Consider the following 23,369-nt stretch of genomic DNA (forward strand, 5'->3'; position numbering starts at 1 on the left):
TAGTTTTCAAGGCTATTATATCTTATATGTAATACGTACAATATAATACTTATAATTATGCTTAAAAATTATTTCAAAACTGCATGGAGAAATTTATTGAGCAACAGAATTTTTTCTTTCATCAATATAATCGGACTGACTATTGGTTTGTCAAGTTTCCTGCTGATTGCACTTTATGTTTTTGATGAGCTAACTTTCGACCACTTTCATAAAAATACGGATAATATCTATCGTATAGTTGAACGTAAAACTTTTCCGGGCGGTAAAACGGAAAGAGCAACCGGTGCCGGTTTTCAGGTGTCGGAACGGGCAAAAACTGATCTTCCTGAAGTTAAAGATAAAGCACGCCTTGCCATGTGGGGCCGCGCCAATGTAACACCCGCAGATAACCAAGCAAATGTGTTTTATGAAGATTTTATTATAGGCAATCCCGGTTTTTTTACCGTCTTTAGTTTTCATTTATTGTATGGCGATCCCAACAGTGCTTTAACAGCACCCAATTCCGTCATTATTACAGAAGAATCGGCAAAAAAATATTTTGGCACATCAAATGTAGTCGGCAGATCATTGTTGATAGCCGACAGAGATTCTGTGCCTTTTAAAGTGACAGGTGTTTTAAAAAACTTTTCCGCCAATTCAAGTATCTCCTTTAACCTGATGGTGTCAGAAGCTTCTATCCTGAAAAATGAGCGCACGAAAAAATTTGTTGCCGATGACTGGATATCCGGTACTTTTTCAACTTATTTCCTTCTTAACGATAATGCCGAAATAGCCGCGTTAAATACAAAACTCGATCGCCTTATCGCAGCAAACCATAAAAGTTCTCCTGACTTCAAAAGCAATATACAATTACAGGCATTAAAGGATGTTCACTTTTATTCCACCGATATTGAAGGTTATACGGTAAAAAAAGGAAATATATCTTATATATATGTGTTTCTCATCGTTGCATGTTTTATAATTCTTATCGCATGCATCAATTATATGAACCTTTCTACCGCAAGATTCACCAGCAGAGGGAAAGAAATTGCTATACGCAAAATTGCAGGTGCCTCAAGATGGGGGCTTTCAAAACAATTTCTTATAGAAACATTGCTTGCAACTGTTCTTTCTGTGATTCTTGCTGTCGCGCTCGTCAATCTTGTATTACCTGCGTTTAATTTATTTACTGAAAAAGATTTGAGTATCAATCTGCATACTGATTATCGCATCTGGTTAGGTGTTGCAGGCATTATTATTGTTGTTACCCTGGTAGCGGGCCTTTATCCGGCTTTGTTCCAGTCTGGCCTTAACCCGTTATCGTTATTAAAAAGCAAAGTACAATTAAATCGTAGCCATATTTCGTTGCGCCGCGTACTTGTCGTTTTTCAGTTCACTGTTTCGATTATTTTTATTGCAGCTACCATAATTATTTACCGGCAAATGCAATACGTAAATAAAAAGGACATGGGTTTTGATAAAGACAGGTTAGTGGTGATCGATATAAACAGCGGAAAAGTGCGTGGCGCTGCCGAAACAATAAAAAATGAGTTTGAAAAGTTGGCACAGGTTAAATCGGTTACTGTAACTTCAAGAGTCCCGGGTGAGTGGAAAAATATTCCTTCGATAAAAGTTAGTGATAAAATAAATAATGCAGCTTCTGAAAATGATATGTATTTTTTGGGAATTGATAATCAGTTCCTCCCGACTTACAATATCAAATTATTAAAAGGAAGAAATTTCTTCGCACGAGGTAAGGTGGATTCTTCCGCAGTGCTTATTAATGAAACGGCTGCAAAAGAGCTTGGAATAATCAATGTTACAGGACAAACGATAAAGATCCCATTGGTGAGTAATGGCGGTGATTTTGATAAGCTTGATAAGCCTTACGTTGTTACAGTTATAGGCATTGTTAAGGATTTTAATTTTCAGTCATTACATGAGCCGCTTGCTCCAATGGTGCTCGGTTTTCAAAATAATCCAATTCAGAGTATAGATTATTTTACCGTCAAGCTTGCCGGTGGGAATATTGATGGCACAGTAAAACAATTAGATGCAATAATACATCACATAGATCAGGGGCACCTGTTTGAATATCATTTTCTCGACCAGCAATGGGACCTTCTTTACCATAATGATAAAATAAGGCAAACCATATTTTTTGTTATCTCCCTTTTGGCTATAGCGATTGCTGCATTGGGGTTGTTCGGCCTTACCACCTATACGGCAACACAACGTATTAAAGAGATAGGTATTCGTAAAGTGCTAGGAGCAAGTATCAGTACTATTGTAATGATGTTGTCAAAAGATTTCCTGAAGCTTATAATGGTCGCATCCGCAATCGCTTTTCCAATTGCATGGTTGGTGATGAATAAATGGCTGCAAAGCTTTGCCTATAGGATCGATATCAGTTGGTGGATATTTATTTTATCAGCAATGGCAGCGGTTACAATAGCAATGGCTACAATAAGTTTCCAGGCTATAAAAGCGGCGATAGCAAATCCTGTAAAATCATTACGATCCGAATAACAATATCGTATTGTTGAAAATAATTTCAAAAATTGCGTGGGGGAGTCTTGTGTAGATCAACCAAAACCATTGACCCCTGATCGCCAATTTTAGAATCTTTTGTTTTTAATTGATAATCAGAACCCAAAGTGGTCAATACAATTTTAGCAAGAGGGGGCAAGTTAACGCGGATTATCTAAAGTAACCATATTGTCCTGCCATCTAAGTTTTTGTTTGATATAAGGGATGTTTTCTGTCCCTTATCGCAGATGTAGATTTATTTAATAATTAAAAACAAGTATTAATTGCTAAAATTTTTAGAGACAGATCATTTAATAAGAGGAATAGTGGCAGTCTTTGTGTTATAAAAACTGCCACTATTCCGCCACAAAATTAGATTGATAAGCAGGGTTAATAAATTTAGAATTCTTATTAAAATATTGATTTTCAGATACTTAATTTAGTGTGCTATTTAAATCTATGAGGTATGGGGATTCGAAGCTAAAGTCCATAAAATAAACAAATAAATGGTTTTAATCAACTGATTGTCAATAATTTAAACAATATTGTTAAGCATAAAAAAACCGAACTGTTTTAGGTTCGGTTTTATCTCGTGGAGCCGGAGGGAGTTTTTAAACTCGAAACAGTTTGATATATAGTGTTTTACACTAATGATATTTTATAGGTCTCTGAATAGGTCTCTCAATAAAAAAGAAGCCAAAACGCTATGTTTTATATTACAAATATACTGAATTGTGAGATATAATAACTTTTAAGTAAAAAGTATTGTCTTAACACGCCCTTCACTTTTAAACAATAGTTGGCTTACCGATTACGCCGAACTCTGTAGTTATGATACCGAAGGCACCCATATCCATTATCTAGATAGATTTTTTCATATAGTTGTTAAATATTTGAATTTTTCTATGAATATGATTTTACATTTTATAAAACCATATAAATAAAAGTTATATCTATTAGTTTTTTGGCCCGACTCTACCTGTAAATGAGCTTTATCTATTTCTTTAAATGCAACGTATGGGAGATATGCGTCTTAACAACACCTTGTTCCAACAATTTGGCAAGTTCGGTCATATCCTCGCCGTTTGATGCTACCCACAAGCGAATCGTGTGAAGTTTTTAGCCGACGCTTTTTTGATAATATCAGCATTGTCAAAAGACGTGATCAGACTGATCAGCCGTCCTCCATTTTTTAAAAGTTTAATAGAGCGTTCAAGGTGGGCAGGGTCACGTAGGGCATCTATCACAACATCTGCATCGGAAACAAGGTCTTCAAAGATCTGATTTTCGTAGTCAATAAATTCATTCGCTCCCAATCCTAGTACAAAGTCTTTTATTTGCCGCAGATGCCATGCCGATGACATAGGCTCCGAAGTGTCTGGCGATCTGGACCGCGTAATGGCCAACGCCCCCGGCCGTGGCGGTGATAAGCACTTTTTCGCCAGCCTGAACCTTGGCATAGCTAATCAGCGACTGATATAAAAATAAGTTATTAGCTATCCATCGGTTCCAATTAACTCGTTATCTATAGGACAGTTACCACTTTCAATATGAAAATAGGTGATTTTTAAACTAAGCCTTCTTTGATTCAAACGTAGGGTAAACTGTGCTATCTGGTACAGCCAGCTGGCTCTTCGGTTTTTTTATTCTGTTTATCAGATATTTGTCGGCAAATACGCCCGTCAATATAACAAATCCCATTACTGCAAAGTTCAGTGAGCTCGGAATGCCTAAAAGGTTTACCAGATTTTGAATAACCTGCAGCATAGCTGCGCCTATAATAACCCCTATTACAGAACCCTCGCCGCCACGCAGGGAACAACCTCCTAAAACAGCTGCGGCAATACCATAAAGTTCATAGAAATTACCATGCGACGACGGTGCAATTGCATTGGTATAAAAAGCGAGGAGTATACCCGCAATTCCGGCCAGAAGGCCGCTAATCATGTATGCAAGTATAGTTACACCGGTAACATTAACGCCGGAGTATAATGCCGCCTCTTCATTCCTGCCTATCGCAAACATATAACGTCCATATACCGATCGGTGTAAGAAAAGCCAGCTAATAACACCGATAACTGCCAGTAAGATAAAAGGTAGTGGTATGCCCAGTAAATTACCCGTAGCAAAGTACTGCAGACTGGTAAACTGTTCGCCATAACCAAACCCCATGGTTACATCGTTAGAAATAAACCTGGCTATTCCACGGTAAAAAAGCAAACCGCAAAGGGTAACAACAAAAGGCTGTATTTTTGATTTGGCAATCAGTGATCCTTGAAACCAACCGATAAAAATTGATAATGCCAAAATGATGAGCAGGGCAAACGGCCAGGGCATTTTTTCTTTCACCAGCATCATGCTTAACAATACGCCTACCAGGGCGAACACCGATCCTACCGACAGATCTATTCCCCTTGTGATAATAACTATACCACTGCCTATACTGAAAATTCCAAATATGCCAATGAGCCTCGCGGTATTCTGCAGATTTGTGGCACCCAGGAAATTTGGATTTCCTACAGATACCAACACGCAAAGTATGATAAATATAATAAGTATTCCTTTCTCTTTTTTCATTTGTTTAATTGTTGAACATGCCCCACTGCATGAAGCATTATCTTTTCTTCGTTAAAGTCAGGCGGAAATAATTCACCTGTGATTTGCCCTTCATGCATAACCAGCAATCTGTCACTAATATTGATGATCTCCTCAAGGTCTGAGCTAATTACAAGAATCATTACGCCGTTTGCGGATAGGCTTCTCATAATTTCATATATTTCATTTTTTGCGCCCACATCCACGCCCCGGGTTGGTTCGTCAAAAATAATGAGTGCCGGAGTTCGGTTCAGCCACTTACCAATGGCCACTTTTTGCTGATTACCGCCACTCAGGTTCGACAAATTTGAACTGGCCGAGGCTGCTTTTATGTTCAGCATTTTCATTTGCTTTTCGGCACTGTTTTTTTCTTTGTCCCGGTCAATAAATCCAAAAGAAGCATAGTTTTTAAGGTCGGGGAGAGAAATATTTTCAGTCAGACTGAGATCAGTAAATATGCCATGCTTTTTGCGGTCTTCGGGTATTAAAAAAATACCGCTTTCAATGGCATCCCCAACGCTGGTTATTTTTAGAGCTTGTTGCCCCAAAGAAAAATTCCCTGACCGGATTTTCCTGATACCGAATATAGATTCTGCCAATTCAGTTCGCCCGGAACCAATGAGGCCCGATATACCCAGGATTTCACCGGGATGAATATCAAACGTAAGCTCATGCTGTGGATATCGTTCGGTTCGCAATGCGGTTACTGTAAATTTTAATGATGAATCGTCTTTCTTATTGTACGCCCGGTTTGGCTTTTCAATGTCCCGGCCTACCATCAGCCTAACCAGGTTATTGTGTGTAATTTCATCTTTAAACAAAACACCCGAGTTCTGACCGTCTTTTAAAACCACGGCTCTATCAGCAATTTCCATTATTTCATTAAGCCGGTGAGAGATATAAATAATGGTTACTCCTTTTGCCTTCAAATCACGGATGGTTTCAAATAGTTTTTCTGTTTCCTTAAGCGTAAGGCTCGAAGTAGGCTCATCCATAATAAGGATTTTGGCCTTTTGCGAAAGCGCTTTTGCTATTTCGATCAATTGTTGCTGCGCAAGCGAAAGCTCGCTGATCATGGTGGTTGGGGCAATATCAAGGCCTACCATATCAAGCGCTTTTTCAGCATCTTGATAAAGTTTATGGCTATCTACAAGCCTGAACTTGTTCATTGGCTCTCTGCCCAGGAAAAGATTGCCTGCAACATTCAAATTATCAAGCAGGTTAAGTTCCTGATGAATGAGTACAAAGCCCAGGTTCATCGCATCAACTATGGAAAAAATGGAAACAACTTCATCATCAATTGATATTGTACCCAAAGTTGCCCGATGGATACCGCAAAGTATTTTCATCAGGGTAGACTTTCCGGCGCCGTTTTCGCCCATAAGCGCCAAAACTTCTCCTTTATATACCGAAAGTTCAACGTTTTTTAATACAGGCACAATACCAAAGGTTTTATTAATACCGTTCATCTTTAATATTATTTCCTGTGGCTTAAACGCGCTCCCGGTTATTGATTCTGACATAGCAAGTTATCATTATAAGCCTTATTTTTGTCGCAAAGCATTCATTTTATCAATATAGGCACCCACTTTATCCTGTTTGATAATGGTAGCAGGAATGATGATCTGCCCGTTAGCCGGTAAGCTTTTTTTATCGCCCGCCAAATACTTTGCCATCAGGTGTATAGATTGATAACCAAACTCATAGGGTTGCTGCACAACTGTTCCTACAATTTGTCCGTTTTTTACACCCTGTAATGTTTCTTCTTCTTCGTCAAAACACACAATCTTGACATCCTTTAATTTGCCCGATTCTTTAACCGCGTTTAATATGGCAGGGCCGTTGTAACTCCAGAGACCTACAAAACAGTTTACTTCGGGGTTACTAACCAGTGCATCGCTTACGTTTGCTTTCGCCCTTACGCGGTCAATGTTGTCGGTTTTAATACCAGTGATCTCAATATTGCTCCCATTAAGTTCTTCTTTTATCCCCTGAATTCTTTCTTTAGCGTTCTGCGCATCCGCTTTTCCAACAAACAATAAAACTTTACCACCGGATGGGAGGGCCTCTTTAATTAATTTACCTGCCTCATGCCCGGCCCCGATATTGCTTGTGCCAATATAACACAACCGTTTACTATTAGGAATATCGCTATCGGTAATCATAACGGGTATTTTTTGCGCTGTTTGGTCTACAAAAGGGCTCTGGTTAATTGGGTCAAGCGGAGCAATTACCACACCCGCTATGCCATTTACCAAAAGATCATCAACTATCCTTTTCTGTTCTTCAGTAGCGCCATCGGTGGTGTATTTAAACACAACATTGTAGCCGGGCAATTCTGCATCGGCTTTTTTACAACCGGCTTCTGCAAATGTCCAGAAATCGGTTGCAGCGCCCGCAATGAACGCTATGGTAGGTGTTTGATCTCTTTTGCACCCGTTAAAAAGGCAGGAGATAAAAATGATAGCTAATGTAAAAGCCGAGGGTTTGCAATAAATTTTCATAGCTTAAAAATAAAGAAATCCGTTTATTAAAGCTTCAATACTCTGGTGTAACCTTTACAATGATATTTTTTTCGAACGACTCAATTGCAGCCTTGGCCAGTCGTAGCGCACGACGTCCCATTCTGGCGTTAACAGGCGGTTCCTGCCCTGCACGAAAAGCTTTCAGCATATCGTTGAAATGCTTGTCAAACGCGTAATGGAACATCCTGTCCTTATCATTAAAATATCCCGCCTGCCATACTTCGGCGGTTTCATTACCCACTTCCTGAAAGCTATATTTTTTAACGGTATCTTCTACAGTAATACGTGCTTTTGTTCCGTTTATTTCCAGAAAATGGGTTAAAGGATAGGCATATGAGGTATCATAACTGCCGGTCATACCGCCAACTGCCGCATTGCTGAAATGCAGGGAGATGGCGTATGAACTGAAACCCTTGTTCGCAGCATCTGAGGCATGCATGGCGATAGAATCTATTGGCCCGCAAAGATGTTCCAGCATGTCAAAACCATGGCATTGTGTTTCTATAAGGTTTTCCCATTGATGACATTCGGGGCCTTCGCCGCCAAAGCGCCAGGTGGCGTACACAATATTGCCCAGCTTCCCCTCTTTAATAGCCTGGTGAGCCTTTTCAATTGGTAAAGCCCAGCGATGGTTAAAATTGAGGGCGAAAAACAACTTTCTTTTTTCAGCCTCTTCTATCAGCGCGTCGGCCTCTTTCATGTCAAAAACCAACGGTTTCTCTACAAAAAGCGGAACGCCTGCTTTGATAAGGGCCATAGTAGGTTCATAATGATCTTTATTACCTAAGCACACGCTAACTAAATCGGGCTTTTCATTCGCCAGCATTTTATCAATACCGGTATAACTTCTTACGTTAAACTCATTTGCCCGTGCTTGGGTCCTTTCCGGGTTGCGGCCCATTATTGCACAAAAATCAACATCGGGGTGTTCTGCTAATATCCTTGCATGGTGCCATCCCCACCATTCGCCCGTACCTAATAATGCTATTTTAGTTTTCATTATGTTAATATTCAACTATTACTTTTCCTGAATTACGCTCTACAAAAATCCTGAATGCTTCTTCCAGTTCTAAAATGGGATAGGTATGGGTAATAATCTGATCTAAATAGTCCCTGTTTTTCAGGTACAGTTCCAGGTTACCTTTAAGTTCATTATAGCTGAAATATTCGCTGCCCAAAATGGCGCGTTCGGTTGCAATAAGATCGGGAGATATTTTTAGCTGCAGACCTTCACCATGACCAACACAAATTAATGTACCCCGCTGAGCAAGTAAATCCAATGCCGAGCGCCGGGCCACTTCCTTACCGCTGGAATCGATGGCGATATCTACTTCTTTAAAACCATGTTTAGCGGCGCTGTCGGCAAGTGAACCATTATTTAAATTAACAGGCAAGCCGCCAAGCTTCTTTGCAAGGTCAAGGCGATAGTCTACAACATCTGAAATCAGAACCGGGAAATCATTCCCATACATAATCTTCGCCATTGCCAGGATACCAAGTCCGATGGGACCGGCCCCAAGTACAATCATGGATACCGGCGACTGATGAACAAGCTGTGCCCTTTTTATAGCATGGCCGCCGGTGCCCATTATATCAAGCAATAAGGTTCCCTGAGTATATGATACATCATCAGGTATCGGGAAAAAAACATTTTCATTGATCACGCTATATGAACCGTAGCCCCCATCATGAGTAAAACCATAATCAGCTTGTTTGTCAAGGCATTGGTTGGTATTCCCTTGTTTGCAGTTTCTGCATTTGCCGCAATAACCCATTAAAAAAACTATACCACGGGTGCCTGCGCTTGTTGAGGTATTTTCACCGGCTTTTACAACAATTCCGGCAATTTCATGGCCCGGCGATATTTCCGTATTGCCGTTATAAAGGAATGGAAAATCTGAACCGCATAATGAATTGGCCATGTTTTTTAATAGCAACTGACCCGGGCCCGGCTGCGGAACGACTCTTTGTACAAAGTCGATTTTTTGCTTTCCTAAAAATCTTGCGAAATCCGCTTTCTCTGGAATTTCCTGAATTAAATTCTCGTTTGACATAATGTATAAAAAATAATAAGTTTATTACGACAGTCACAATTTGTACAACTGTATTTAAGGTTTATTTGCAGAGGCGGCTTATGCCCCTGTTTAGCAATGTTCTCAAAAATCAAATTTTAAAGAGGCTGTGCTTAATACTTGATTAGCCAGAAATTGAACAGATTTGATAAGTTTATTACTAATCATCAAAATGGATAATTTATACAGAAAACAAAGGTTGTTTTCTAACAAAAAGCGCTTTCTAAAACGTAGTTTTTACTGATGTACTGCTGCACATCTTTCAAATGTTCAAACAATGCGTCAGCATTGCATGTGGACTGGAACTCTTTTGTAAAACCCGGCTGCACAGCTATACAGGTAATACCTGCCGACTTTGCCGAATCAATACCTGTTTTAGTGTCTTCAATAACAATGCAATCCTGGGGTTTGTAGCCAAGCAATTGTATAGCGCGGGTGTAAGGCTCCGGATGTGGTTTGGCATGGCTCACATCGTTGCGGGTTATAATATGCCGGAAAACGTTTTTGATCCGGATCTTTTTTAAGATAACCGCTACTTCGGCTGTTGAACTGGAAGTTACCAGCACCAGCGGGACGTTTAATTGGTTAAAATGTGCAACTATTTCATCGGCGTAAGGCATTTGCTTAATATCTTCCGACTCAAAAGTATCAAGCATCATAGCTTCGCGCTTTTCGGCCATTTCGTCAAGCGTTATATCCAGCCGGTATTTTTCAATAAGCTTTTGAGCATTTACTTTCAAAGCTACGCCTGAATAATATTTCATGTAAACATCGTATTCCAGATGCTTGCCAAACAGGGCTAATAAGGAATTCCAGCATTTATAGTGACATATTTCAGAATCAATGAGGGTTCCGTCAAGATCAAAGAGGATCGCTTTGGTGTGTTTCATCCGCGAGATATAATTAGGTTTATATATAAATTTTAACAACAGCAGCCGGGGAATAATTACCTCCTTTGCCAATTGTTTATAAATTTAAAATTGGGATTTCCCCGAACCTGAAGTATTAACTGGATTGATGAAAAATTGACCGTTATTGACCAGTTTAAAAATTAATGTGCTTTTCTGGTAACGAAGTGCCTTTGATACTCCATCGGTGTAACACCTTTAAGCACTTTAAACTTGCGGTTAAAATAAGATACATTATTGAAACCCGACTCGATACTCACCTGCGAAATTCCCATGTTATTGCCCTGAAGTAACTTGCACGCATAGCCAATTCTTAAATCGATCATAAACTCTGACAAGGTTTTTCGTGTGAATTTTTTGAAGTACCGGCAAAAGGCCGAAGGTGATAAATATGCTATGGAAGCAACCTCATCAAGGGTAAGGTCCCTTTTAAAATTCTCGAGTATATATTCATAAACCTTACTCATCCGGGAGGATTCATCATGATTCAGGTTTTGGATGAAGGCAGGGCTCGACAGTAAAGTATAATCATTGGAAAGTGAAAGTAGGTGTAAAATATCCAGCAGATCGATGATCGTTTCTGTTAAACCTTTAGCGGTAAGGGCCTGTATTCTCTTCGTGAGATCAATCCTTGTCTGTCCGCTAAAAATTATCCCTTGTGATGATAGTTGAAACAGTTCTTTTATTTTTTTAAAAGGTTTCCGGTCAAAAAAACCCGGACCCAAAAAGTTTTCATGAAACTGAATAACAACTTGTTTAATGGCTTCGTTGTCGCTCAATCCTTTTGTGTAAAATGTATGTGGCAGATTTTTTCCGAACATGCAGAGATCTACAGCGCTAAACTCGGTAATGCTATCGCCAACTATACGCCGTCCGGTGCTTTCTAAAATCAGGATAATTTCATACTCAGGATGGGAATGAAAAGGAAAATCATTGTATTTAAAACTTTCTTCCTTAACAACCACAAGATTGTCTGGGCTAATTATGTTTTCACGAAAAATTCTCATAACAATGGTTTATTAGGCGGAGATTGCACTAATATAAGCTTTTCACTGTAAATAATACAGTTCTATTTTTTCAGAAAACACCCCTGATAAAGTGGATTTAACGGTGACAGTTTACATTTTCTGTTTTCGTTATGATACAGTTTCCTATAGCCAGTATGTCAATATCTGTTTTTAAAAAACAGTCAATAGCATCCTGGGGCGAACATACTATAGGCTGGTCACGAATATTAAAGGAAGTATTTACTATAGCCGGGCATCCGGTTATTTTGTAAAACGTAGTAAGCAACTCGTAAAACGATTGATTATCGGGGGCAACGGTTTGGATCCGCGATGATCCGTTAACATGTGTAACTGCCGGAAAAGGTGAGCATATGTACTTAAGCTTTTCAAATCCTATAGCCTCATACATTTCCGCTGATGTTTTCTGATCCAATATATCGGCAACTATCAGCATGTAGGGGCTGCTTTGCTTCAAATCATAATAATGGTGAACTTTATCTGCCAGTATAACAGGAGCAAAAGGCCTGAATGATTCGCGAAACTTAACTTTTTGGTTAATATAACGCTGCATATCCCGTCGCCTGCAATCTCCGAGAATACTCCTTGAGCCAAGCGCACGGGGGCCAAACTCCATCCGGCCGTCAAACCAACCTACTACTTTACCGTTGTCCAAATCGTTAGCTATCCTGTTCAAAAAATCACTGCGTTCATAAACCTGGTATTTGAGGCCATTCTGCCTAATGATTTTCTCCACTTGCGCGGTACTAAAACATGGACCAAGCAATGCTGATTTCATTTTGTCGCCATCTGTTTCGGCTACCGTTCTTTCGTATTTTAAATGTTCATGGTAGACACTATAGGCTGCACCAAGGGCTCCGCCAGCGTCACCGGCTGCCGGCTGTATCCAGAGATTCTGAATAAGCGTTTCTTTAAGAATTTTGCCATTAATAACACAATTGAGCGCTACGCCACCGGCCAGACAAAGGTTGAATATCTGATATTTATTTACGAAGTGGTTTATCATAGAAAGTACAACCTTCCCGGCGACGTGTTGAATGGACGCTGCTATGTCCATGTGAAATTCGGTAATATCGGCCGAAGCGGCGCGGACTGGTGCTTTGAAAAGGTTAGCAAAGCGTGTGTTGAACATGGAAAGGCCCGATACATAATTAAAATACCGCATGTTAAGCCGGAAAGAACCATCGTCTTTCAAGTCAACGAGTTCTTTTAATATTAGGTCTGCATATTTAGCTTTGCCATAGGGCGCAAGGCCCATCACTTTATATTCGTCACTGTTAACTTTAAAACCCAGATAGGCGGTAAAGGCTGAGTAGAGCAGCCCGACCGAGTGGGGAAATCGCATCTCTTCTAATTGAGTGAGCTTATTCCCTTCTCCAATCCATACAGAGGTGGTTGTCCATTCCCCAACGCCATCAATGGATAAAATAAGCGCTTTATAAAAGGGTGATGGAAAAAATGCAGAGGCCGCATGGGCCTGGTGATGCCCGGCAAAGAGCAGCCGCTGGTCTTTTTTTTGCCAGCCTGCAGCGATTTGCATAAGCTTTTCATTAATAGTTCTTTTTTGAAAAAGCTTGTCTTTAACCCAAATGGGCATGGCTTTTAAAAATGACAACAAGCCATATGGGGCAGTGGCTACGTAAGATTCCAGTAAACGCTCAAATTTCAGAAAGGGCTTTTCATAATAAACTACATATGCCACTTCTGCAAGGGAAATGCTGGCCTCATCAAGACAATATTTTATGGCTTGCGACGGGAACCCGGCGTCATTTTTTTTCCTGCTGAATCTTTCTTCCTGTGCAGCGGTAATAATCTGGTCGTTCATGATCAAACACGCGGCGCTGTCATGATAAAATGCCGAAATGCCCAGTATGTACATGCTAAAAAAGCGAATATAGCAATGGCCCTATAGCCGAGCCGTGCGCAAGCACTACTATTAACCCGAGGCTTATCATAATAAAAAACAATGGCCAGAGCCAGTATTTCCGCCGGTATTTCAAAAAGCTTAAAAACTCTATAATTATTTCCATAATCAGTATTGATTTTTCATTGAATAGTGCACGGCAGGTTCCTTCCAGTACGATTTCTTTTTGGGGTCAAAACTCATCTCCAGCAAATTGCGGCCAATCAGTTTAAATACTATTGCCATTGGCGTTATAACCAGCAAATATGCTAAACATAAAACAGCTACAGAACTTACTTTACTCATTTGTTTCCCTATAAACTCCCACAGCAACCGTATACCATTGGCCAACATAGGTCGTAGTAAGTACATCAATATAAATATTGCAGCAAGCCCCCAAAAGTAATGGGCTCCCGTTTTATGCTTCCATTGTAAATAAATACCGGCTGCCAGGCAAATTAATGCCATCTCCCTGCAAAACTTTTTGTTAAGGGTTACCTGTGTCTGCAGGCGTTGTTTTTGCTGTTCCATATTGTCATTTACTATTTTCGGCTAATCTTCTGTATTTCCCTGCCACTTCAGCCGCACCTAATAAACCATAATAGGAAGCCAGCTCTGTGTATGCATTTTTCCTTTGTTCTCTGCGTTCCGTTGTCAAGCCGGTCATTCTTTGGAGCATTTGTTTTACATTTTGCAATTTGGGGTTATTGGGTTGCTGTGTAAGTCCATAATCAATGTAATAAATGGCTTTCGACAAGTGTTTCTGCTTAAGCTCAATGCTGAATAGTTCCTGGGCTAAGTCCATACCCGGCCTTATCCGGAACGCACGGTTTAAATAATTACTTACCCGGACAAGGTCATGTGTTTGTTCACATAATTTTCCGGCAAAGGCGTAAAAGGTCGGGTCTAAAGGGTATTCCAACATAACAGCTTCGGCTACTTTTAGCATTTTTGTACTGTCCTTAACCTGTTGATAATAGGTCATCAATTTGTCCATAGCATCGTTCCACTTTAAGCCGTTAGCAGCCATTTCATATCCTACGGTTTCTTCAGTACCAACAGGACGTGCTAAAACTATGCTTTCATTGAATGGCCATTGTTTCCTGAGCAAGGCAATGGAATATGCCCCAAAACAGGAGTCCGCCAATGTTACGGGCATTTGATCTTTTAGCTTAGTTAAGGTCATTGATCCGGATGCCGGCAGCTTAAACAATGCGAGGCGACTTAATGCCTGAAAAAAAGCTTCTGAAAGTAACGCGTACCCATTTAAATTGGGATGCACATGCTCAAGCATAGTGTTTTTATCGATGATACCATGCGGTGAATGTTGTTCAAAAACCCGGCGGCTGTCAACAAGCGTTACCAGCGGATAGCGCTTACTAATTTGTATGATCTGCCGGTTTATAGCTTCCGGGGCCCGAAAGCGCAACAGGTCAAGCTCCTTTGCCTGGATGAAAGAAGCTTTTGCCTGTGTGAATTTTCCTGACGCATACTCCTCATTTGCGTGCAGAAATACTTGCATTGCGCTTTGCTTTGAATCGCTGATAAAAGGTTTTAAATCTTTTTCGTTACTAACGATAGTGCTTAATAATGCCGGAATACTATGGTTTGACAAAGTTTGACATACGGCATTTATATTTTCAGCAAATTGATTGATGCCGGATTTATAGACTGTTGAATTAACCGGTATATTCTGATCTGCCGCCATTCGTTCCATTAAGGTTTTATGCACATCCGAATAATTGCCATTATGGCTAAAGATGGCATGGTAACCATTGAACAATAATTGAATAAGCCTGTATTGTTTTAACGCAATCAATGCCCTGATAATCGTAGAATTATGACCGAGGTTGCTGGTTGAGGCCGCTCCAAGCGCGCCATAATACTCATTGTGGCCGCAATATATAAGCACAGCGTCTGGTTGGTAAGGTATAAGTTCACGTCCAATGTCGCGAACGGTATAGGAATTAACCGCGGTGAAAGCCAAATTGATTACCTCAAAATCAGTTTCGGGATACAGCTGCAGCAACCGGTATTTAAGCCAGCGGTGAAATGAGCCGTTATGCATGTAAGGAAAGCCTATGGTTGTAGATTCCCCAAGAACAAAGAGGCGTACTGTCCCTTTTGGCTTTTGTTTTTTAAATGACTCAAAATTGCCTATAGTGGCGTTTTCGGTAATGGTGAAATATCTTTCAGAAAGATGCGGGTTGACTACAAAACAATCAGGATGTTGCTCATCCTGTACAAAGAGGTTAAGGTTATGACCATAGCCAAATAAGCGAAGTGCCAGTTCTAAAAGTAACAGTATAATAAAAGGGAATAGTACAGCCACAACTTTGAACAGCCCTATTTTATATGAGCTGCCTGTTGATTTTTTTTGCTTTACTTCTCCTGTCATAATGTTATTTTAAAGGGCTGAAATGATTAAAAAGAGGTGCTGCCACGTCCGCGGCAGCACCATGGTATTAATACCCTGTATTCTGTTTCAAGTTTGGATTAGCATTTAATGCCTGTTGAGGGATAGGAAAAATTATCCTGTAATCGCCATTAGGTTTATGCGAAAGCCAGCTCTTGGTTGTAAAAACACCAAAGCGGATATCGTCTCTCCGGCGATGCGCCTCCCACGGAAACTCGTAACCCAGCTCGTCAAGCATACCTCCAAACTTAACCGGTGTTTGGTTGCCAGGGTCTGTAACGTTATAATTCTGAACGAAGCCATACTTGTAACGACTGTTGCCTTCCAATTGCGCTGCGGTTACAAGTGCTTTTGATGGGTCGGTAAAGTCCCGGGTTCGTACCTGGGTTACGGTCGCAGCGGCGAGGGCACTGTTGCCTGTTCTCAATTGGCATTCTGCCTTCATCAGTAACACCTGGGCATATCTGAAAAATGGAAAATCGTTGCTGAGGTTGCTTAACGCGCCTATTTTAACCTCAAACTTGTTCATTCTAAACCCTTCGGTTTCACTAGTGAATAACCCATCGGGCAGGCGATTGACGAAATTTAGCTGCTGGCCGTTTTTATCATAAGACCCAAGTATTGGTGTAACCCCGTCTAACTTAAACTGCCGGCCCATTAACCAGGTATCCGCCAGGCGGTTATCCGAGGCATTATAGGTATCAATAAATTGCGGAATAGCCTGTGCCGACCCCGAGCCCCACGGAGTAGCCTGCATGTTTACCTTATCTTTTAAAGCGCCATGCCAGGAGAACATTTCAATAAAAAATCCCTGACCCTGGTTTTCATCAAACGGCACCGAAAAAATGATTTCTGTGGAATTTTCATTATCTGTTTTGAAAATGTCCTTATACTTTGCTTCCAGGTTGTATTTACCCGATGCGATGATATCATTGCATTGCGTCAAACATTCCTGCCATTTAGCCTGACCGGTATAAACCTCCGCATTCAGGTATATATTAGCTAAAAGCGCTTTGGCCCCCCACTTGTTGAACCTGCCATACATAAGTTTATCATTGTTCTCGCTGAGGTTGGGTAGGGCGTCGGTAACCTCTTTTACAATAAAATTGTAAATATCGGCACGGGAAGATATTTTAGGAAGCTCTGTGGCTGTGGTTGTTACCAATGGAGCGTTCCCGAAATTATCACATATTAACCAGTAGTAGAATGCCCTTACCACTTTCATTTCGGCAACTAATGATTCTTTGGTGGTTCCGGCAGCCGGGGGTATCACGCCTTTTTCCAGTTGATCGATGATCCGGTTGGAATTGGTTACTCCCGAAAATAGTGTTAGCCACATGCCGTTCATTTGAGGATTTTCAGAGTTCCAGGTATGGAGGTGGATCCGTTTATAGATACCGGCATCTTCCCAGCCCGAACCATTGGCGGGCATTACCAGTTCATCTGAACTCGTCTCTTGTAAAGCATACCAGGTAGTGTGCGAAAACAAATCGCGCAGGTTTGCGTAAGTTATGCCTATTGCGGCATAAGCATTGTTATATTTATATGTTTGTGCCGAAAGATCCGAGAAGGTAACCTCGTTAAGGTTATTCTTACATCCCGAAACTACCATAAGCAAAAGCATAGGGAAAAGGATAAAATATTTAATCTTTTTCATAGCTTAAAATTTAAAAGTTTAAAAATGCTCCAAGTGTATAAGTTGAAGTAGCGGGGTATCTGTTACGGTCGTCAACCCCGGGTGCAAGGCCGAGAATGCCAACTTCGGGGTCAATGCCTTTATACTTGGTGAAAGTTTTCAGGTTTGAACCGGAGGCATATATCCTTACGCTTTTTATATATTTTGTTTTCAGCTGTAAATTATAGCCAAGCGTTACATTGTCAATTTTCCAGTAACTGCCGTTTTCGATATAGTTGCTCACATAGCTTACAGATTGGTCGTCGGCAAGTGGTCGTTTGCCATATACGTTATCATAAGCGGTAACTAAAAGGTTTCCCCTTGTTAACATAACCGGTGCATCATACCATATCCTGGGGGTATTCAGTATCTGAAAACCAAAGGCTCCCCGCATGGTAATATTCAGGTCGAAATTTTTGTAGGAAAAGTTGTTGTTCCAGGCCAGGTAATGTTTGGGTAGGCCGTTGCCGATAATTTGTTTGTCATCTGCCTGGGCGTCAACAATTGGTTTGGGTTTACCATCTTTTCCGAGTATTATCCAATGGCCGGCATCATCAATATCCACACTTTTAAATCCATAAAAATTACCGATTGGCTGCCCGATTTGAACCCGGCTGGTGGGAGTTTGTATTGGCTCGGCCAGGAAACCCGCATCAAAATAACCGCTCGCCAGCTGGAAGTTTTTATCAGAAAGCGAAAGGATCTTGTTCTTGTTGGTTGAATAATTGACCTGCGTGTTCCAGATAAAGTTTTTAGATTGTACTGCGGCAAAATTTAAGCTAATCTCCACACCCTTATTTTCCATCGATGCGGCATTGGCCGTGATGTTGTCATAAAGGTAGGGTGGGGTGGCAACCGGATAGTTGAATAAAAGATCGCTGGTTTTACGGTTGTAATAATCTGCTGTTAATGTTAACCTGTTGTTTAGCAAACCGAGGTCAAGACCCGCGTTAAATTCCTTTTTCCGTTCCCAGCGAAGGTCGGGGTTGGCATTGCTGGATGGATTGATCACTTGTATCCATTGCCCGTTAATATAGGTGTTGGTATTGAAGTTGATCCTGTCTAACGAAAGGTAAGGCGTTGAAGGCTCGGTTCCTGTTATACCATAGCCAGCCCGAAATTTGAGGGAACTGATGGTATTGTTATTCATCAGAAACGATTCTTTTTTGGCATTCCAACCAATTGATGCCGCCGGGAAATTTCCGTACTTATGGTTTGTTCCAAATTTTGAGGAGCCTTCCCTCCTGATGCTTGCCATTAACAGGTATTTGTCCTGGAAGCTATAGTTAAGCCGGAAAAAATAACCTACCAGTTTGTTCTGGCTACGATATGAATTCTCTACTGCCTGCCCGCGGCTCAATGCCTTACCCGATTGCAGGCTGTTATAAGAATAATCGTCTGACGGGAAATCATAATTTTGGGCATAAAAGCTCTGGTTGTCATTTTGCCTCCAGCTGTAACCAGCCAACCCTGTAACCGAATGCCCGCCAAACGTGCGCTTATAGTTGGCTGTTAATTCAACAAGATCTTCTTCATTTCGGGAAGAACCTCTGGCGGCATAGCCATTCTTACCATCATGAAGGGTTGAATAATGCTCCTTGGTTTCAGAGTATCCGGCAAAATTGTTCAGCAGGTCGCGCGAACCCAGCAATTTGATGTCCAAATCGGTGATGGGCGTCAGGGTTATTGAGCCTGAAGTACGTAGGTCTGTATTTTGTTGCATCCCGTCGGAGTTTTTGATGAGGGAAACCGGGTTGGCATAATCTGTTTTATCAACGTGTTCCGCATAGGTACCATCCGGATTTTTTACCGGCTGAGTAGGGTTAAGATAGATAGCATTACGATAAATGTCGCCCCTATAATCGCCTCCGTCAAAACCTTTATAAGTTTGCTCATAGCCATTAATGTTGGCATTCAGTTTAAGCAAGCCATCAAACATACTATGGTTCACTTCAATCCGGGGGTAAATTATTCGGTTGTTTGATTCCTGCATAATGCCGTTCAGGTCTCTGTAGTTGAGGTTTACGATGTAATTTGTTTTTTCATTAGATCCCCTCAGGTCGATATTGTAAACCTTTGAAAGCGGCTTTTGTAAAACCTGGTCGAGCCAGTTGGTGTTCGATCCGTAGTCTGTTGCTCCGGGCTTTTTTTCCTGTACCAATTGCCGGTACTGGTCGGCATTAAAAAACTGCAGGCGTTTGGTAATACGTTGTGTGGTAAAATAGGTATTGATCTCCATGGTAGGAGAAGTAATACCCTTAGATTTCCGGGTTGTGATCAATATTACACCATTGGTACCACGGGTTCCGTAGATAGCCGCCGCCGAACCATCCTTAAGCACATCAATAGATTCGATATCTTCGGGTGCTACTGAAGTTAAACTGCCAGGAACACCGTCAATAATAACCAGAGGCGTTGTGCTGGCATTAAGGGTTGTTATACCACGCAAGTTAACCTGGGCGGTAGCAGTGGGGTTACCATCGGGTGTAACAACCGATAAACCGGCAACTTTGCCCCTGATGAGCTGAGCAGCATCACCTACCGATCCTTTAACAAAGTTCTCGGATTTTACACTGGCTACCGCACTTGTAATTTCGCCCCGACGCTGGGTGCCATAACCGATAACAACTACTTCGTTAAGGCCTTTTGCCTCACCAGTTAACTGAACATTTACAACCGTTTTTCCTGCGGTAAATGCTGCTTCTGTTGTGGTAAAGCCAATAAAGGTGAATACCAGCGTGCCACTGTTTTGTGGCACCCTTAAACTGTACTTTCCATCAACATCGGTAACGGCCCCGGTTTGTGTGCCTTTTAAAATAACGTTAACTCCCGGAAGCGGACTATTATTCACATCCGTTACCTTTCCGGTAATGGTAACGGGATCTATACCGTTATTGCGTTTTAAGTGATCCGGCGCCTTTGTGGCGCCAGCGGTAGCTGTAATTGTTTGTAAGAAAAAGAATGTAGTTAATACAACGACTAAAATCCTTTGAAGTTTTCCAAAAACAGATCGCAGCAATTCACTGTAGAAAAGAATTTTCATACTTTTGAATGTGTGGGTTTATTTGGTTTATAGTTATTAGGATGATTATTGGCTGATTGCCCCGCCCGCCGGGAAATGTTGCAAGCATTTCTCGGCTTCATTTGAGCTGTTAAGTATATCTTTATCGCATACTGCAAAACCTCCTTTCGTTTTAATTTATAACATTTTTAAGTTGAGAGAAATCCCTAAAAAAAGGCAAAAGAACCTCCTTTCAACAGTTTTCTGTTGAGCAATTTTTGCCCGGAGGAGACTGACTTACCCCCTCCGGAACATTTACCGGAATATCTATTTAACCGGTGCGATATGTTTATTTAGTATCTTCATTTATCCACACCTGGTAGGGATTTCCGGCCTGCCGGTTTCCGATTGTATAAAAAGGGATAGCGGTAAATTCAACTTGCTTACCCGATGTGTCTGCGGCCTTGCCGGTAATAACATTTATACCGTTTAACAGATTTGGCTTATAGCTAATGGCAAGTGACGCGTTTGATTTTAACCTATAGTCTTTCAAGCCCGGGTTATCAAGTGATTCAAAACTATAAATAATAGGCCCCGAGGCCAGTGCCAGCTTCCCTTTAACTGTTTGAACAGAATCATTAGTTGTTATTAGTCTTGGCTGCATTGGCAAATCAAGCTCTATCACGTCTCCTTTTTTCCATGATCGTGTGATGGAAGCGTAACCCTTTACCGGTTGAACAGGTACTTGCTGTCCGTTAACCTTTAGCGAAACCCCGCCGTTAACTTTTGAATGATACAGATCAAAAGGATTTTCCTTGCCCTCAGCCCAGCCGGGTATGCGGACATTAATGGCAAACTTTGTAGTGTTTTTAGGTGTTACCTCGATCTTATTGGCTCCTTTCCAGGGGTAACCGGTGGTTTGCTTTAATAAAACGGCTGTACCATTGATGTTAAATGATGCTTCGCTGCCGATAAACAGGTTAACATACAGATGATCGCTGTCATAGGCATAAATATATTGCGGCAGCGCTCCAACCATTTTTAATATCATTGGCGGGCAGCAAGGGCAATCATGCCATGCCCATCGTTTATTACCATTACCAACAAGCGGGTTTTCATAAAAAAAATGATCTCCCGTTAATGAAATGCCCGAAAGTAAATTATTATAAATAACCCTTTCAAATTCATCCATATACTTTCCATCGGCTTTTAGCTCGTTCATTTGTTCGCTAAAAAAGCCCGAACTAATTGACGCGCAGGTTTCCAGATAGGCCGACTCCGGTAAAAAATAATTGGCGCCAAAACGTTCGCCATTGGCAATTGCTCCTTCTCCACCGGTAATAAACATCCGCTTGCCAACCATATTGTTCCAGTAGTTGTTGGCAGTGTTGGCATAACGCGTGTCGCCGGTTTCTAAGGCTGTAGCAGTTACTCCTGTGGCTAATAGTGTTGCACGTACCGCATGCCCTTCTATTGTTTCCTGCTTTAATACAGGCATGTGATCCTGATTATAAGAACTGTCGCTTTTTCTTGCATGCGATCCGTCCTTTTCGCCATAATTACCCCGGTCTTCAATCCAGAATTTCACCATCGCCAGGTAATCGTTCTCATTTACCGGAATAGTCATCTTCTTTTTCAGCGCAGGTTGTTGTTTAAATAACTGATAAACCTTAAGCAGTGCTTCCTCAGGGCCGCCATGACCGGGTATAACATTGCTTTTGGGTGCAGGTCCCATTTGTGTGCATATATAATTACTCATTTTAACAGCCACGTTCAATAACTTGGTTTTTCCGGTGGCTTTGTAATAATGAACACCCGCTTCCATCAACATGCCCGAATTGTAAACATCATGCTGCCATTTATCATCTCCGCCATTTGTCCCCCAACGCTGGTTTGGCCTCATGAGCGTGGTATAGGTATTGATGTAACCGTCCGGATCTGCATTTTGGGCAGCGGCAATGCGAGCTATATAAGCATCAATTTTAGCTTCAAGTATTTTATCAGGATGCTCTGCGAGCAAATCGGCAGCCCCCCTGATTGTTTCGTAAACTAAGCCATCATACCAGGGTGGGCCATCATGTTGTTGCGTATTTTTTTTGCCCTCGGCCACCCAATCAAAATTCTGAAAAGCGTTCCTGGTTCGGCCAAGTTTTTCTTTTTCTTTGATAATATCCGGCCGGTCCGGCTCATACTTGCCTTCCAGCTTATCAAACACATCATAAACCGTAGTTGAGTTCCATACCTTGAATTTAGGACTCCAGAACTGGTCATCTATCCGTACATTCTGAAAACTTACAGGATGAATGGTATGTGTGTCTGTGTTGCTTGTTTGCGCCAGAGCCTGATAACTAAAAAACGTTAGCTGACCGCATAATAATAAAAGGCGATAGCTTTTGATAATGGCCATTTTAAGAAGATTATAAAGGTTAAAAATTGGATGTTTTGAAAAGGATCATACCGTTAAAGCATACCATTTCTATTTAGTGTGCAAATTGAGCTTTATGTAAAATCACTTTTTGCACAATATTAACTTTTTCTTACACTCATTTGATATGTATGTTACTTAATGCCCATATCATGGTGTAAAACAGTAGTTTTAATAATCCGTGAGTAAATCCGGCTATATTGTACTTTATTGAGGTTTTAGTCAAAATTGATTTAAAATATATCAATTGGGTTCAACCACTATATGCGCATGAATAAGAAATTTGAATAATTACCCTTTTTATTTCTTCTACCTA

At 41.0% G+C, this 23,369-nt stretch carries 16 protein-coding genes; 1 reads left to right on the plus strand and 15 read right to left on the minus strand.

All coding sequences use genetic code 11. The features are described from left to right. Positions 1 to 57: 57 nt before the first annotated feature. Positions 58 to 2,508: an ABC transporter permease gene (locus SNE25_RS08485; protein ID WP_321564666.1), complete on the plus strand. Its 2,451-nt coding sequence runs from the start codon at positions 58 to 60 to the stop codon at positions 2,506 to 2,508. A 1,091-nt stretch (positions 2,509 to 3,599) separates the two neighbouring features. Here the strand turns inward: SNE25_RS08485 and SNE25_RS08490 are convergent. The 15 genes from SNE25_RS08490 to SNE25_RS08560 all read right to left on the minus strand — a co-directional run bounded on the left by SNE25_RS08490 (position 3,600) and on the right by SNE25_RS08560 (position 23,035). Next, a complete protein-coding gene (locus SNE25_RS08490; protein ID WP_321564667.1) occupies positions 3,600 to 3,968 on the minus strand; it encodes a zinc-binding dehydrogenase in 369 nt (122 codons plus the stop codon). Positions 3,969 to 4,080: 112 nt separating this feature from the next. Then, entirely contained in the window at positions 4,081 to 5,085 is a 1,005-nt protein-coding gene (locus SNE25_RS08495; protein ID WP_321564668.1) for an ABC transporter permease, read from the minus strand. Continuing rightward, on the minus strand, positions 5,082 to 6,626 hold the full coding sequence (locus SNE25_RS08500) for a sugar ABC transporter ATP-binding protein (RefSeq protein WP_321564669.1): 1,545 nt from the start codon (positions 6,624 to 6,626) through the stop codon (positions 5,082 to 5,084). The genes SNE25_RS08495 and SNE25_RS08500 overlap by 4 nt, the downstream gene beginning before the upstream one ends. A gap of 21 nt (positions 6,627 to 6,647) precedes the next feature. Beyond that, positions 6,648 to 7,607, minus strand: coding sequence for a sugar-binding protein (locus SNE25_RS08505; RefSeq protein WP_321564670.1), 960 nt, complete (start codon positions 7,605 to 7,607; stop codon positions 6,648 to 6,650). 34 nt (positions 7,608 to 7,641) lie between these two features. Further along, complete coding sequence (locus SNE25_RS08510) at positions 7,642 to 8,628, minus strand: Gfo/Idh/MocA family protein (RefSeq protein WP_321564671.1); 987 nt, start codon at positions 8,626 to 8,628, stop codon at positions 7,642 to 7,644. Positions 8,629 to 8,632: 4 nt separating this feature from the next. Then, entirely contained in the window at positions 8,633 to 9,682 is a 1,050-nt protein-coding gene (locus tag SNE25_RS08515; RefSeq protein ID WP_321564672.1) for an alcohol dehydrogenase catalytic domain-containing protein, read from the minus strand. A gap of 224 nt (positions 9,683 to 9,906) precedes the next feature. Further along, complete coding sequence (locus SNE25_RS08520) at positions 9,907 to 10,590, minus strand: HAD family hydrolase (RefSeq protein WP_321564673.1); 684 nt, start codon at positions 10,588 to 10,590, stop codon at positions 9,907 to 9,909. 161 nt (positions 10,591 to 10,751) lie between these two features. Next, on the minus strand, positions 10,752 to 11,615 hold the full coding sequence (locus SNE25_RS08525; protein ID WP_321564674.1) for an AraC family transcriptional regulator: 864 nt from the start codon (positions 11,613 to 11,615) through the stop codon (positions 10,752 to 10,754). A gap of 97 nt (positions 11,616 to 11,712) precedes the next feature. Further along, on the minus strand, positions 11,713 to 13,512 hold the full coding sequence (locus SNE25_RS08530) for a carbamoyltransferase family protein (protein ID WP_321564675.1): 1,800 nt from the start codon (positions 13,510 to 13,512) through the stop codon (positions 11,713 to 11,715). A gap of 1 nt (position 13,513) precedes the next feature. After that, entirely contained in the window at positions 13,514 to 13,663 is a 150-nt protein-coding gene (locus SNE25_RS08535; RefSeq protein WP_321564676.1) for a DUF5989 family protein, read from the minus strand. Positions 13,664 to 13,665: 2 nt separating this feature from the next. Further along, entirely contained in the window at positions 13,666 to 14,067 is a 402-nt protein-coding gene (locus tag SNE25_RS08540; RefSeq protein ID WP_321564677.1) for a hypothetical protein, read from the minus strand. Between the two features lie 4 nt (positions 14,068 to 14,071). After that, complete coding sequence (locus SNE25_RS08545; RefSeq protein WP_321564678.1) at positions 14,072 to 15,934, minus strand: hypothetical protein; 1,863 nt, start codon at positions 15,932 to 15,934, stop codon at positions 14,072 to 14,074. Between the two features lie 67 nt (positions 15,935 to 16,001). Next, on the minus strand, positions 16,002 to 17,609 hold the full coding sequence (locus SNE25_RS08550) for a RagB/SusD family nutrient uptake outer membrane protein (RefSeq protein ID WP_321564679.1): 1,608 nt from the start codon (positions 17,607 to 17,609) through the stop codon (positions 16,002 to 16,004). Between the two features lie 10 nt (positions 17,610 to 17,619). Continuing rightward, the gene (locus SNE25_RS08555; RefSeq protein ID WP_321564680.1) at positions 17,620 to 20,670 is read right to left on the minus strand and encodes a SusC/RagA family TonB-linked outer membrane protein; all 3,051 of its coding nucleotides are present in this window, start codon (positions 20,668 to 20,670) and stop codon (positions 17,620 to 17,622) included. A gap of 307 nt (positions 20,671 to 20,977) precedes the next feature. Further along, a complete protein-coding gene (locus SNE25_RS08560) occupies positions 20,978 to 23,035 on the minus strand; it encodes a glycoside hydrolase family 127 protein (protein ID WP_321564681.1) in 2,058 nt (685 codons plus the stop codon). Between the last annotated feature and the right edge of the window lie 334 nt (positions 23,036 to 23,369).

The organism is Mucilaginibacter sabulilitoris (genome assembly GCF_034262375.1).
Taxonomy (GTDB): Bacteria; Bacteroidota; Bacteroidia; order Sphingobacteriales; family Sphingobacteriaceae; genus Mucilaginibacter; species Mucilaginibacter sabulilitoris.